Here is a 12,696-nt window from a genome sequence, read left to right on the forward strand (position 1 = left end):
TCGCGATGGTGTCGATAAGTTCTACTTAGGTCCCAAAATTTTAGCCAACTTGTCCGGCGAAGGCGCGCCTTGCTGCTGTTGCAGCTCACCCTTGTCATCCATATAGAAAATCGCCGGCGTCGCCTGCAACTCCAGGTCCTCCATCAATTGCATGTTCGCCGCCAGTTTCAGCTGAATCGCCGGCGGCACTTCCTTCAGCGCCTTGAGCGAACTCTCCTTGCCAGCCTTTTCGTGCTCTTCCAGCGCTTTGCTCGGGTCCTTGGCCGCCAGCAATGCCGCCGATTTGCCCGGGCTGTCTTCGCGAATGATCCCGACCATGATGTGGCGCAATTGCACCTTGCCGGATTTCACCCATGGCCGCGCCTGTTCCCAGAACAGGTTGCAGTAAGGGCAGTTCGGATCGCTGAACAGGTACACGACACGCGGGGCATCTTTTTTGCCATCGCCGATCCAGTTACTGGCTTCCATCTTGCCCCAGACTTCCTTGGACATTGGCGCGTAGACCAGTTTCTGCAACGGCGCCGCGGACAGGTCATTGCCCTCGGCATCGTAGAGGTTGCCGAGCAACACATGCTTGCCATCCGGGGTCAGGTACAGCGCCATGCCACGGTTCTGGTATTGCGCCGCGTAACCGCGCAAGCCGTCGGGGGCATCGAACTGGCCGACGATTTTCGCACCCTTGGCTTCGATCTTCTTGATCGCTTCGGGCAGTTCTTCGGCGGCCTGCACCGACGGCAGGTGCAGCAGGGTGGCGCCGAGGGTCAGCGTCAGCAGGTGGCGGAGGCGGGGCATGGCAGTTTCCTTGGAGAAGTGGACGGTGCGGCAGAAGAAGGACTGTCGAAGTTTTCCAGGGCGCGGGCCAGACTGGCTTCCGAGAGCTCGCCCAAATGACTGCCCAACAGGCGACCGTCATTGCTATAGAACAGCGTAGTCGGCAAAGCCATGGAACCCACGGCCTGACCCAAACGACCGCCACCATCGAACAGCACGTTGGTCAGGCTCAGGCCCTGGGTTTCGAGGAAGGTGGCGACGCTTTGCATGCTTTCGGCCTGATTGACGAACAGGAACGTCAGGTCCGGGCGGTGTTGCTGGGCATTTTCCAGTACCGGCATTTCTCGACGGCACGGCGGGCACCAGGTGGCCCAGAGGTTGATCACCAGCGGCCCCCCCTGGTAATCGGCCAGTTGCACGGTTTCACCGGCGGCATTACGCAAGCTGATTTCCGGCAGGCGTGTGCCTTGCTCGTAAATGCTCAGGGAGACGGTCGCCAGCAGCCAGAACGCCAGGCCGCTGCCCACGCCGAATCCCAGAGGACGGCGCAGCCCCGGCCGACGCCAACCGCGATACAGCGTGGCGAGCAGCAGCACAATCACCCCTGGCCAGGCGAGAAAACCGCCGTCGCGCAGGTCGATGATTTGCCACGGATCGTTGCGATAGTGCGTCCAGTAAACGGCGACGAAACTGACACGGGCCGCCAGCATTCCCATCAGGAACAGGCTGAACAGCACCGACTCGGGGTTCTCGCCACCCCGTTTGGCCACCCGCCAGCCGACAAATGTCGCCAGTGCCAAGGCACTGATCAGCAGCAGATGGTTAAGCGCGATGGCAAAGGTGCCGAGGGTAAAGGTCAGCATCAACGGGCGTCTCGGGTAGTGGTCCAGCGTTGCAGGAAGGTGTCGGCATCGACCTCGCCGGTGATGCGCTGGCTGCGACGCTCTTCGCCGTCGGCGCCGATCCACAGAAAACTCGGTGGCCCCGGCACTTTATAACGGCCGAGCAGTTCGCGGCTGGCGGCATTGTCGGCGGTGACGTCCAGCCGGAGCAAGCGCACATCGCTCAACGCTTCCATCACATGGGGTTTGCCGAACACCTGCTTTTCCATGACCTTGCACGACACACACCAGTCGGCGTAGTAGTCCAGCAGCACCCATTGGCCCTGGGCCTGGGCGGCGTCCAGTTCCTGTTGCAGCGCTTGCGCACTGTTGATCGTGGTGAACGCGTCATGGCCGGTCGGGCGAGCGGCATGACCGGAAGACGCTGAGGCGCTGTAGACCTGCAACGGTTTGAGCCAATCATCACTGCCCCCGGCGGCGCCAATCATCAGCAGACCGCCCCACATCCCAAGCAACAGCGCACTGGCGCCGAACAGATGGGCGACGCGGCCGAAACCTTCCGACTGTTTCCAGGCACTGTAGGCGGCGATCAGCAGCAAGGCGCCGCACAAACCGATCCACAGCGATTGATCCAGCACCGGGCGCAACATCAGCAGCGCGGTGGCGAGGAACAGGAAGCCGAAGATGCCTTTGAGCAGGTTCATCCAGGCGCCGGGTTTGGGCAGGAAACGAGTGCCCACGGTCACCAGCAACAACAGCGGCACACCGATGCCGATGCCCATGGCAAACAGAATCAGCCCGCCATTTAGCGCATTGCCGCTTTGCGCGATGTAGAGCAGGGCGCCGGCCAATGGCGCGGTCATGCACGGACCGACCAGCAACCCCGACAAGGCCCCGAGCACACCGGCACCGGTCAGGCTGCCGCCACGCTGATTGCGCGATACATTTTCCAGCCGGTCCCGCACCGCCACCGGCAGTTGCAGCTCGAAGAAACCGAACATCGGCAACGCCAGCAGGACAAATATCGCCGCGAAGCTGCCCAGCAGCCACGGGTTCTGCAACAGCGCCTGCAGGTTCGCCCCGAGCAGCGCGGCCAGCACGCCCATCGCCGCATACACCAGCGCCATGCTCACCACGTAACTGGTCGCCAGCGCAAAGCCGCGTTTGGGGGTGGCGCCGCTGCCGACGATCAACCCGGCCAGAATCGGCAGCATCGGCAACGAGCAAGGCGTAAAGGCTAACAACAGCCCCAGGCCGAAGAACACCAGCAAACTCCAGCCCAGCGCCCGTTGTTGCAGGCCGCTGGCCAGGGCTTGATCCGGTGCTTCGTTGGTTGTGCCTGCAATGCTGCCGCCCAGGTCCACGACCTGAGTCTGCGGTGGATAGCACAAACCGGCATCGGCACAGCCCTGGAAGCCCACCTTGATCTGACCGGTGGCGCCCGCTGGAATCTTCAGCTCAAGGCCTTGGCGATACACCTGTTGTTCGCCGAAGAATTCATCACTGTGCGCTTCGCCTTCGGGCAACTGCGGGCGCTGCTCCGGGGGCAATGCTTCGAATTTAAGGCGTTTCTGGTAAAGGTAATAACCGTCGGTAATTTGCCAGAAGAGCTGAGTTTCGCCTGATTCAAGGCGCTCGGAGGTCAAGACAAAGGCCTTTTCCACGGGCAGGAATTCAGGTTTGGTATCGAACGGATTGGTCCCTGCCTGGGCCACACCCGAGATCAAGAGAACAAAAAAAAGAATCAGTTGACGCATGGGTAAGCCTTATCCCTGTGCAAGTGAGGTGCACAATGGGAGGCGGCGATTAACCGATGATTAACCGCCGCCGGTGCTGCCCGCTGAGCTGATCAGAGGGCAGCCGCTACTGTTCAAGTCATCAGCTGCGCAACAGGCCAGGCCAGGACTGGTTGTCTACTGCGTGCGGGCCGGACACCAGGCGGTTTTGCGGGATGTTATAGATCAGGTACTGATTGCCGGTCAGAAAAACATAGAGCGCGTTGTCGGCAAAGGTTCGATCGTTTTGCGCCGCTGTAATAATGCGGTCTTTGTAAAGCGCCAGACCTGGCCACGTGGATTCTGTGATGGGCTCGAGTCTTATCGTTTGAATGGGTGTCTCAACAGGGTTAAAGAGGTTGTCGTCATATTTATCGTCTGCGTAGTCACGCAGAGGGGCGCGGGGCACCTCATCCCAGTCCAGGTAAAGAGAGTTTCCGTCATTCATGATGAATCGGAACAATGAACTGCGGTTGACTTGCCACCATGTCCCCGCAACGATCCGGTCAAAGTAAGGCAGCAACAGACGCCATTTGGAGGACCGGACGGTGCTTGTTTGCAGGACCGAATCAGTGTCCTGATTGTAGGCGCAGACCATGGGCGTATCGCCGTCATAATAGAATAACCACAGAATATCCAGGTCAGACGTATCCATCGGCTTATCCAGTGTCAGCCCGGTCGTGGCAAAGCCAAATCGCAGGTTCTTGACGTGGTTATCGAATGTTCCCCAACTTCCACTGACAGGGGAAGGATATCCAGCAGGGACTTCCTGGTCGCCGATATTGAAGCGAGCGTAAGTGTCGGTGTCTTTGAAGAAGAAATAAATTCTGTCTTTTCCTGCGCGCCAATCGACGGCAATACACTGTTCGAGTGTTGGCATGATCTGAATCCTTTCAGTCAAGTTAAAGTGGCTTTAAATAGAGGGGTAATATCTTTCGAAGAGTTTTTTTTCGATGCCTGATTCCCGCCTCACAATATCGTGAGTCAACCAGTTCTCTTAAGTCTTTTATGAGGCTGTTTGTGTCTGTTTCAAAATCTGCCGTTTTTATAAAAAAGGCCTGATGTAAATCGGTACGATGGCCAGCCAAAGCCGTCGCTTCTCGTCAGCGACATGCCTTGCCATAATTGCGGCTTAATCCTCAGCTGCTTCACTGGTTTTTTTTGCTCCGGGAGCTCCCATGCATGTACTGGTTTGCGAAGACGATGAGCTGATCGCCAGCGGCATTGTTGCCGGCCTGACCGCGCAAGGCCTGACCGTCGAGCACGTCGCCACCGCGTCGTCTGCGCGCGCGATGCTCAAGGTTGCTGAATTCGATGTCATGGTGCTCGACCTCGGCCTTCCCGACGAGGACGGTCTGAAGCTGTTGCAGCAACTGCGTCACAACGGTCTGGAGATTCCGGTACTGATTCTCACCGCGCGTGATTCAGTGACGGATCGGGTCGATGGCTTGCAAGCCGGCGCCGATGATTACCTGCTCAAACCGTTCGACCTGCGCGAACTGGCTGCGCGTCTGCACACGTTGCTGCGCCGGGTGGCGGGGCGCAGCGTCAACCTGATCGAACACGGTGCGCTGACCTACGACCCCAGCAGCCGCGAAACCCTGCTCGGCGGTCAACCGGTGGACCTGTCGCGTCGCGAGCAGGCGTTGTTGCAAGCCTTGCTGCATAACCGCGGGCGCGTGCTCTCCACCGAGCAACTCAAGGACAGCGTCTACGGTTTCAACGACGAACTGGAAAGCAACGCCCTCAACGTGCACATCCATCACCTGCGGCGCAAACTCGGTAACGGCATCGTCGAAACCGTGCGCGGCCTGGGCTATCGCCTGGGGCCGGCTGATGGCGGAGAACCCTCGAAGTGATGAGCCTGCGTTTGCGCCTGAGCCTGACCCTCGGCGCCGCTTTTGCCTTGATCTGGGCCCTGGCGGCGGCCTGGATGCTCAGCGACCTGCGAAACCAAATGATGTTTTCCCTCGATCAGCGACTGGTGGCTTCAGCGCGCATGGTCGCCGGCCTGATGGAGCAATTGCCCGCGTTGCCGACCAAGGGCGAGGGCACCCATTTCAGCGCTGAACAATTGAATGTCCCCGGCGGCATGGCCTGTCAGGTCAGTTCATTGCGTGGCGAAATCCTCGCCCGCAGTCACACCGATCCGCAGCAAACCCTGGAAGCCGAGAAAATGGGCTTTCACGACCAAATGATCGATGGCGCACCGTGGCGCAGTTTCACCCTGGCGCGCGGCGATCTGCGCATCACCACCGCCGACCGGCAAATCGAGCGCGAGGCGCTGAACATGTCGATCCTGCTGGCCGCGTCGGTGCCGGTGGGTGTGGCGTTGCTCGGCTGTTTGTGCCTGCTGTGGCTGGGCATCGGCCAAGGGCTGGCACCGCTCAACCGGATGCGCGATGCGCTGATGCGGCGTAGCGCCGATTCCCTCGAACCGTTGCAGATACAGCCGCTGCCTAGTGAACTGCAACCGCTGCTGGACACGCAGAATCAGCTGTTCCAGCGCATCGGCAAGACCATCGAACGTGAACGACGTCTGACCGGCGATGCGGCGCACGAATTGCGCAGCCCCCTGACCGCGATCAAGACCCACCTGCAAGTGGCGCGCATGACCGACGGCGCGGCGCGGGACCAATCCCTGGCCCGCGCCGAAGAGGGCGCCGACCGCATGCACCGGACTCTTGAACAACTGCTGTTGCTGGCGCGGGTCGAGGGCAGTTTGTCGTTCGACGACGGCGTACAGTGCAGCGCTGAACAAGTGGCGAAACTGGCCATCCAGGACGCCGCCAGCGGGGATCGGCAGCGCATCAAGCTGCAGATGCCGAACACGTTCTCCAGTGCGCCGGTGCAAATGCCCGCCGTGTTGTCGATTGCCGCGTTACGTAACCTGCTGGACAACGCCTTGCGCCATACGCCCGGCGATGGCGCCGTGGAATTGAGCCTGGAGACCACCGGCAATCGTGCGCGTTTTCTGGTTCGCGACCATGGACCGGGGATTGCCGAAGACGACCTGCAGCACCTGACCCAACGCTTCTGGCGCAATGGCCAGAGCACCGGTTGCGGGTTGGGGCTGGCGATTGTTCAGGCAATTGTCCAGCGCTGCGGCTGCACGTTGCGGTTCGACAGCCGACCGGATGGGTTGCGGGTTGAACTGACCATGCCCCTGCAAACAATCTAACTCACACCCCCAAACCCTGTGGGAGCGAGCTTGCTCGCGATAGCAATTTGTCAGTCACATCAATTCTGGATGTGCCACCGCTATCGCGAGCAAGCTCGCTCCCACAGGGGATCTGTGTTGCACATCAAATGTAACTTCTCTTCATTGGCCTTTTGCCGGCCGTCAGCGCTATCGTCCCCGGCAGCTTTTTCTCAATGGATTGAGGTAACAGCGCCATGGAAGCATCGGTTCACATCTGCAAGGCAACCTCCGTCGACGCGGGCATCATCAGCCGTATCCTTGAGCGCTCCATTCGGGTGGGGTGTGCACTGGATCACCGCAATGACCCGCGCACCGTCGCCACTTGGGTCCAGAACAAAACCATCGGCCACGTCCAGCCCTGGCTGGCTGACCCGCGGTTGTACCTCAACATCGCCCTGTTGCATGACAAACCGGTTGGCGTCGCGATGGCCAGCATCAGCGGCAAGGTCGCGTTCTGTTACGTGCAGCCGGAATGGTTCCGCCGCGGTGTCGGGCAAGCGCTGGTGCGCGACCTTGAAGGCTGGTTGATCGAGCAAGGTGTGCACCAGGCACGACTCAACAGCACCCGAACCGGCGAGGCCTTTTACCGGCATCTGGGTTACCAGGCCTGCGCTGAAACCTTCACGGTGGCCGGGCTTCAGGCGGTTCCCATGCACAAAGCGTTGTCGACGCTCTAAATCCTTGAGCCCCTGATGCGTTTCCAGAACAGGAAACCTTATTGAGGGGTCGAGAAATGTCAGTCGCTACCAGCCTTATCGAAGATCAGCCGGCCCGGATCGTCCCGACGCCTGCCGAAACGCTGTACCAGTTCAATGAATCGCCGCTGCTGGCCCGTCAAAACCAGCAGGAATCCAATGCCCGCAGCTACCCACGGCGTATTCCCCTGGCGCTGAAACGCGCCAAGGGCATTTATGTCGAGGACGTCGAAGGGCGCCATTTCATCGACTGTCTGGCCGGTGCCGGAACGCTGGCGCTGGGGCACAACCATGCGGTGGTGATCGAAGCGATCCGGCAAGTGCTGAGCGATGAACTGCCGCTGCACACGCTCGACCTGACCACGCCGGTCAAGGACCAGTTTGTGCAGGACCTGTTCGGGCTGCTGCCGCCGGCATTGGCTGCCGAGGCGAAAATCCAGTTTTGTGGCCCGACCGGCACCGACGCGGTGGAAGCCGCGCTGAAACTGGTGCGCACCGCCACCGGACGCAGCACCGTGTTGTCGTTCCAGGGTGGTTATCACGGCATGAGCCAGGGCGCATTGAGCCTGATGGGCAGCCTTGGGCCGAAAAAGCCATTGGGTGCTTTGCTCAGCAGCGGTGTGCAGTTCATGCCCTATCCCTACGATTACCGTTGCCCGTTCGGCCTCGGTGGGGCGCAGGGCGTGCAGGTCAATCTGAACTACCTGGAAAACCTGCTGAATGATCCCGAGGCCGGCGTGCAATTACCGGCCGCGGTGATTGTGGAAGTGGTACAGGGCGAAGGCGGCGTAATACCTGCGGATCTCGATTGGCTGCGCGGCGTGCGCCGCATCACCGAAAAGGCTGGCGTGGCTTTGATCGTCGATGAAATCCAGAGCGGTTTCGCTCGCACCGGCAAGATGTTTGCCTTTGAACACGCCGGGATCATTCCGGACGTGGTGGTGATGTCCAAAGCCATCGGCGGCAGCTTGCCGCTGGCAGTGGTGGTTTACCGCGACTGGCTCGACACCTGGCTGCCGGGCGCGCATGCCGGGACCTTCCGTGGCAATCAGATGGCCATGGCCGCCGGTTCCGCGGTGATGCGTTATCTGGTCGAACACAAGGTGTGCGAGCACGCGACCGCGATGGGCGAGCGCTTGAGCGAACACCTGCGCATCCTGCAGCGGGACTTCCCGCACATGGGCGACATCCGCGGTCGTGGCTTGATGCTCGGCGTTGAGCTGGTCGACCCGTCCGGTGCACCGGACGCTCAGGGTCATGCGCCGATATCGGCTGCACTGGCGCCGTTGGTGCAGCGCGAATGCCTCAAGCGCGGGTTGATTCTCGAGCTGGGTGGCCGTCACGGCGGCGTGGTGCGCTTCCTGCCACCGCTGGTGATCACGGCGGCTGAAATCGATCAGGTGGCCGGGATTTTCGGTCGGGCCATGACCGCTGCCACCGCCAGTCTCTAAATTTTTTGCCGCCCTGAACGTTCTTTCTACATAACGGCTGCGCACGCCGCGCAGCCCACCCTACAGCGATGGAGAAACGCCCATGACTTCAGTATTCGACCGCGAGGACATCCTCTTTCAAGTCGTGGTCAACCACGAAGAGCAATACTCAATCTGGCCTGACTACAAAGCCGTGCCGGAAGGCTGGCGCACCGTGGGCAAAAGCGGTTTGAAAAAGGAATGCCTGGCTTACATTGAAGAAACCTGGACGGACATGCGCCCGCTGAGTCTGCGTCGCAAGATGGAAGAGCAGGCGGCAGTGGCTCACTGATTGACCGTACGAAAAAGCCCGCTGAACCGCGAAGGTCAGCGGGCTTTTTCATGCCTGAAAGTTGTGTTGTTTATCAGGCCTTCATCGCTGGCAAGCCAGCTCCCACATTGGATTCGGGGTGTGACACATATCCCTGTGGGAGCTGGCTTGCCAGCGATAAACGATAACGCGGTCCAACTGACTTAAACCCCGTTCAACCCCTTGATCACCAAGTCCACATTCCTCTCCAGCTCCGCCACCGGATCCGCGGCATCCACACTCAACACCACCAACCGGCTACCGGCCTCGGCGATCACCGCTTTCACCGCGTCCGAAGGCTGCCGATGATGCAACACCACCGCCACCTCGTTGTCCTTCAACGTCGCGCCCAATCGCTTGAGCGCTTCCGGCGTCCACTCGGCATCCGGGCGTGCATCGATCCCGATCAGCTCCAGATTGAGCCCGCCCATCAAATAGCCAAAGTGATCACTGAGGCTCATCACACTGAGAGTGTCAGCACTGGCCAGCCGCGCTTCGCTGTCGGCGCTGAACTTGAGCAAGCGCTGTTTCAGCGCCGCCAGGTTAGCCTCGATTGCAGGTTTGGCTTCTGGTGCCAGGCGCACGAGATCGGCGGCCATCACGTCCGCCATCCGCCCCATGTTGTTGCTGGACAACCAAGGCTGACTGTTCAAACCCTCGACCTTGTTGTCCGGCTGCACGGCGATGCCGGGCAGGGCGCCGTCCACCGGGCGCGCGGCGTCGACTTCGACAATGCGAATGTTGCTGCGACGGGAGATCGGGTACAGCGGATCATCCGCCCACAGTGACCGCAGACCGATCACCGCGTCGGCGTGGGTTGCCAGTTTGGCCAGCGCCGGGGCACCACGGCCGGTGAAGTACGCGGTCTGACGGCTGCCAGGCAGGTTCGCCGGTGCGGCACGTTCAAGGTTGACGTCAGTGCCTTTGAGCAAGACTTCACCCAAGCCGTAAGTGATTGGCAAGGACGCCAGCACATGCAGTGGTTTGGCGTTGTCCGCCGCAAACGAGGTGTTGACCAGCCCGCAGAGCGCCACGGCCAGGGTCAATTGACGCAGAGAAAAAACCATTTATCCGAGATTCCCTTTGAGGCTGGGGACGACACCGCGCGCAATGGCGGACAGGGCGAAAGCGATACCGGCCACCAAAATGATCGCGGCACCGGACGGGATGGGCAAGTCGAACACAATCGGCGCCAGAATCCCGCACAGCGTGCTCACCGTGGCGATCAGCACCGAACACCAGAAAAAGCCTTTGAGCGACTGGCTGAGCAAGCGCGCGGCGGCGGCTGGAATCACCAGGAGCGCGCCGACCAGAATCGCGCCGATGACCTTCACCGCGGCCACGGTGATCAGCGTCACCAGAATCACAAACAGGTAATCCAGGGTCTTCACCGCCACCCCGCGCACCGCCGCCAATTGCGGGTTGAAACTGGCGAGCATGATGCGGTTGTACAGTGGCAAGGCCAGCGCCATGACCAGCGAACCGACGATGGCCAGGACCGCCAGATCGTTACCGTTGACGGTCAACACCGATCCGAACAACACGTTTTCCAGAATGTGCACGTTGATCTTGCCCGCCAGAATCAGCAGCAGGCTCGCGCCCAATGCCAGCGACACCGACAGGAATACGCCGATCAAGGTATCCGGCGCCAGGCCGGTGCGGTTGCGCAGGTAATTGAGCAAAATGCCGAACAGCAGGCAGTAACCGAACAGGCTGCCATAAGGCCCGGTGTAGGGCTCGCCGAGCAGGATGCCGATGGCCACGCCGGTCAACGCCGCATGACCCACCGCTTCGGAGAAAAACGCGAAGCGCTTGACCACCACCAATGTGCCCAATCCACCGAGTACCGGGCCGATCAACAGGCCGGCGAGCAGTGCGTTGACCACAAATCCGTAGGCCAGCGCCTCGGGCAGATACCCCGAAGACGCCCAGCCCTGAACCATCAAGCGAAAGGCTTCGTAGCTCATTTGGCAGCGCTCCGTGGATGGGTGGAAAACAGAGTCAGCAGACGTTCCGGGGTCAGGGCCTGTTTCGGCGTGGCATCGAACAACACCCGGCGATTGAGCCCGGTGACGCGATCCGCCAGGCGCCCGACGGCCTCCAGATCGTGCTCGATCCACAGCACGGTGATGCCGCTTTGGCGCCAGTCGCCGAGCAGCCGTTCGAACACCCGGATACCGGCTTCATCCAGCGCCGACATCGGTTCGTCGAGCACCAGCAGTTGCGGCGCCGGGATCAGCCCTTGAGCCAGCAATACCCGTTGACGCTCACCGCCGGACAATGCGCCCATGCGCCGTTTGCGTTTGTCCTGCATGCCGACCCGTTCCAGCGCTTCACCGATCGCGGCGGCGTAGTGTTTGCTCAAACCGAGGAACGCCGGGCGGCGCTGGCACATGGCGGCCATGAAATCGTCGACGGTCATGGGCAGGCCGCGATCAAACTCCAGGGCTTGCGGCACGTAGCCGATGGTCCCGGGTATGTCCGGCCATTGCAGGCTCAGCTTCCCCTGATGCGGCATCTGTCCGAGCAGGGTCTTGATCAGCGAACTCTTGCCACCGCCGTTGGGGCCGACCAGCGCGTGCACACTGCCGGGGGAAACCTGAAAGGTCACGTTGTCGAGGATCGTTGTATGCCCGAGGGTCAGGCTGACATCGCTGAAGTCCAAGGTCGGGCCGCTGGTTTGGGCCGAGAGGTTTTCTTGAGCAGTCATTGACCCGACTCCTGTATCGCCCGGACCACAGTGTTGAGGTTGCCGGTCATTTCCTTTTCGTACTTGTCGGCGGTGTATTCGCCATAGGAAATGTGCGACAGCGGGTACAGCTTCACCCCGGATTCACGCTGGATGGTGTCGACGTAAGTGGAGGGGAAATCCATCTCCGAGAAGATCACTTTCACGTCCAGTTCACGCAGTTGGTCGATGGTCTTTTTCAACTGACTCGGGCTCGGTTCTATGCCGTGCGCAGGTTCAACCACCGCAGTGACTTCGAGGCCGAATTCACGCAGCAGGTAATCGTAAGCCGCGTGAACGGTGGCCACGCGAAGTGCGGCGTTGGGTGCCTGGGTCAGCTTCGCCAAGGCGTCGGCGCGCATCTGCCGCAGACGTTTGCCGTAGGCGCGGGCGTTTTGCGTATAGGTCTTGGCGTTGGCCGGATCAAGCTTGCCCAGTTCCCGGGCGATGTTGTTGACCTGGGCAATCGAGGCGCTGATCGACAGGAACGTGTGCGGGTTGACCACCTTGCCCGCACCGCGTGCGGCGACGCCAGTGGCGGCCAGCAGCGGCACGTTTTCGTTGGCTTCGATCACCGTGATGTTCGGGGTTTCGCTGGCGGCAATCATGCGGTCGGCGAAGTCGTCATGACCGACGCCATTGAGCACGATCACGTCCAGTCCGCTGATGCGCTTGATGTCCTCGGCGCGGGGCTCGTAGGCGTGCGGATTGAAACCGGCCGGAATCAGCGGCACCACATCAGCCTTGTCGCCGACGATGTTGGCGACGTAGCTGTAATAAGGGTGCAGGGTGATGCCGATGCGCAGGCGTTTGGCGTCGTCGGCATGGGCCAGAGGAGTCAGCAGGCAGGCCAGCAAGCCGACCGATAGCAGGCGCAGGAAAGATGAAATAGGCATGGGGAAGC

General features: G+C 60.8%; 13 protein-coding genes. 5 read left to right on the forward strand and 8 right to left on the reverse strand.

The genetic code is table 11. The annotated features are described in order from the left end of the window. Positions 1–21: 21 nt before the first annotated feature. The 4 genes from dsbG to D882_RS0125045 form a co-directional block, all read right to left on the reverse strand. Positions 22–792, reverse strand: a complete 771-nt coding sequence (gene dsbG / locus D882_RS0125030; RefSeq protein ID WP_027925773.1) for a thiol:disulfide interchange protein DsbG — start codon at positions 790–792, stop codon at positions 22–24. Further along, positions 768–1,634: a TlpA disulfide reductase family protein gene (locus tag D882_RS0125035; RefSeq protein ID WP_027925774.1), complete on the reverse strand. Its 867-nt coding sequence runs from the start codon at positions 1,632–1,634 to the stop codon at positions 768–770. The genes dsbG and D882_RS0125035 overlap by 25 nt, the downstream gene beginning before the upstream one ends. Then, a complete protein-coding gene (dsbD, locus tag D882_RS0125040) occupies positions 1,634–3,370 on the reverse strand; it encodes a protein-disulfide reductase DsbD (protein WP_027925775.1) in 1,737 nt (578 codons plus the stop codon). The genes D882_RS0125035 and dsbD overlap by 1 nt, the downstream gene beginning before the upstream one ends. A 121-nt stretch (positions 3,371–3,491) precedes the next feature. Next, positions 3,492–4,268 (reverse strand): hypothetical protein, encoded by a 777-nt coding sequence (locus tag D882_RS0125045; RefSeq protein WP_027925776.1) that lies wholly within the window; start codon positions 4,266–4,268, stop codon positions 3,492–3,494. Positions 4,269–4,566: 298 nt separating this feature from the next. Here D882_RS0125045 and D882_RS0125050 point away from each other — a divergent pair, with 298 nt between their 5' ends. The 5 genes from D882_RS0125050 to D882_RS0125070 all read left to right on the forward strand — a co-directional run bounded on the left by D882_RS0125050 (position 4,567) and on the right by D882_RS0125070 (position 9,046). Then, complete coding sequence (locus tag D882_RS0125050) at positions 4,567–5,247, forward strand: response regulator (RefSeq protein ID WP_027925777.1); 681 nt, start codon at positions 4,567–4,569, stop codon at positions 5,245–5,247. Beyond that, positions 5,244–6,569 (forward strand): ATP-binding protein, encoded by a 1,326-nt coding sequence (locus D882_RS0125055; RefSeq protein WP_027925778.1) that lies wholly within the window; start codon positions 5,244–5,246, stop codon positions 6,567–6,569. The genes D882_RS0125050 and D882_RS0125055 overlap by 4 nt, the downstream gene beginning before the upstream one ends. Before the next feature lie 215 nt (positions 6,570–6,784). Beyond that, on the forward strand, positions 6,785–7,267 hold the full coding sequence (locus D882_RS0125060; RefSeq protein ID WP_027925779.1) for a GNAT family N-acetyltransferase: 483 nt from the start codon (positions 6,785–6,787) through the stop codon (positions 7,265–7,267). A gap of 56 nt (positions 7,268–7,323) precedes the next feature. Next, a complete protein-coding gene (locus tag D882_RS0125065) occupies positions 7,324–8,736 on the forward strand; it encodes an aspartate aminotransferase family protein (protein ID WP_027925780.1) in 1,413 nt (470 codons plus the stop codon). 82 nt (positions 8,737–8,818) lie between these two features. After that, on the forward strand, positions 8,819–9,046 hold the full coding sequence (locus D882_RS0125070; protein ID WP_027925781.1) for an MbtH family protein: 228 nt from the start codon (positions 8,819–8,821) through the stop codon (positions 9,044–9,046). A 182-nt stretch (positions 9,047–9,228) separates the two neighbouring features. On the opposite strand, the gene D882_RS0125075 is transcribed toward D882_RS0125070, so the two are convergent. From D882_RS0125075 to D882_RS0125090, 4 genes are read right to left on the reverse strand one after another with little or no spacing between them, the layout of a single operon-like run. Then, on the reverse strand, positions 9,229–10,131 hold the full coding sequence (locus D882_RS0125075; RefSeq protein WP_027925782.1) for a metal ABC transporter solute-binding protein, Zn/Mn family: 903 nt from the start codon (positions 10,129–10,131) through the stop codon (positions 9,229–9,231). Then, positions 10,132–11,031: a metal ABC transporter permease gene (locus D882_RS0125080; protein WP_027925783.1), complete on the reverse strand. Its 900-nt coding sequence runs from the start codon at positions 11,029–11,031 to the stop codon at positions 10,132–10,134. Continuing rightward, a complete protein-coding gene (locus D882_RS0125085) occupies positions 11,028–11,774 on the reverse strand; it encodes a metal ABC transporter ATP-binding protein (RefSeq protein WP_027925784.1) in 747 nt (248 codons plus the stop codon). The genes D882_RS0125080 and D882_RS0125085 overlap by 4 nt, the downstream gene beginning before the upstream one ends. Further along, complete coding sequence (locus D882_RS0125090) at positions 11,771–12,688, reverse strand: metal ABC transporter substrate-binding protein (protein WP_027925785.1); 918 nt, start codon at positions 12,686–12,688, stop codon at positions 11,771–11,773. The genes D882_RS0125085 and D882_RS0125090 overlap by 4 nt, the downstream gene beginning before the upstream one ends. Between the last annotated feature and the right edge of the window lie 8 nt (positions 12,689–12,696).

It is taken from the genome of Pseudomonas sp. URMO17WK12:I12 (assembly GCF_000514395.1).
In the GTDB taxonomy this organism is placed as follows: Bacteria; Pseudomonadota; Gammaproteobacteria; order Pseudomonadales; family Pseudomonadaceae; genus Aquipseudomonas; species Aquipseudomonas mucoides.

Excerpts from the sequence above, each read along its gene's own strand:
- dsbG (WP_027925773.1), bottom strand. The coding sequence starts at position 792 with ATGCCCCGCCTCCGCCACCTGCTGACGCTGACCCTCGGCGCCACCCTG.
- D882_RS0125035 (WP_027925774.1), bottom strand. The coding sequence starts at position 1,634 with ATGCTGACCTTTACCCTCGGCACCTTTGCCATCGCGCTTAACCATCTG.
- dsbD (WP_027925775.1), bottom strand. The coding sequence starts at position 3,370 with ATGCGTCAACTGATTCTTTTTTTTGTTCTCTTGATCTCGGGTGTGGCC.
- D882_RS0125045 (WP_027925776.1), bottom strand. The coding sequence starts at position 4,268 with ATGCCAACACTCGAACAGTGTATTGCCGTCGATTGGCGCGCAGGAAAA.
- D882_RS0125050 (WP_027925777.1), top strand. The coding sequence starts at position 4,567 with ATGCATGTACTGGTTTGCGAAGACGATGAGCTGATCGCCAGCGGCATT.
- D882_RS0125060 (WP_027925779.1), top strand. The coding sequence starts at position 6,785 with ATGGAAGCATCGGTTCACATCTGCAAGGCAACCTCCGTCGACGCGGGC.
- D882_RS0125065 (WP_027925780.1), top strand. The coding sequence starts at position 7,324 with ATGTCAGTCGCTACCAGCCTTATCGAAGATCAGCCGGCCCGGATCGTC.
- D882_RS0125070 (WP_027925781.1), top strand. The coding sequence starts at position 8,819 with ATGACTTCAGTATTCGACCGCGAGGACATCCTCTTTCAAGTCGTGGTC.
- D882_RS0125075 (WP_027925782.1), bottom strand. The coding sequence starts at position 10,131 with ATGGTTTTTTCTCTGCGTCAATTGACCCTGGCCGTGGCGCTCTGCGGG.
- D882_RS0125080 (WP_027925783.1), bottom strand. The coding sequence starts at position 11,031 with ATGAGCTACGAAGCCTTTCGCTTGATGGTTCAGGGCTGGGCGTCTTCG.
- D882_RS0125085 (WP_027925784.1), bottom strand. The coding sequence starts at position 11,774 with ATGACTGCTCAAGAAAACCTCTCGGCCCAAACCAGCGGCCCGACCTTG.
- D882_RS0125090 (WP_027925785.1), bottom strand. The coding sequence starts at position 12,688 with ATGCCTATTTCATCTTTCCTGCGCCTGCTATCGGTCGGCTTGCTGGCC.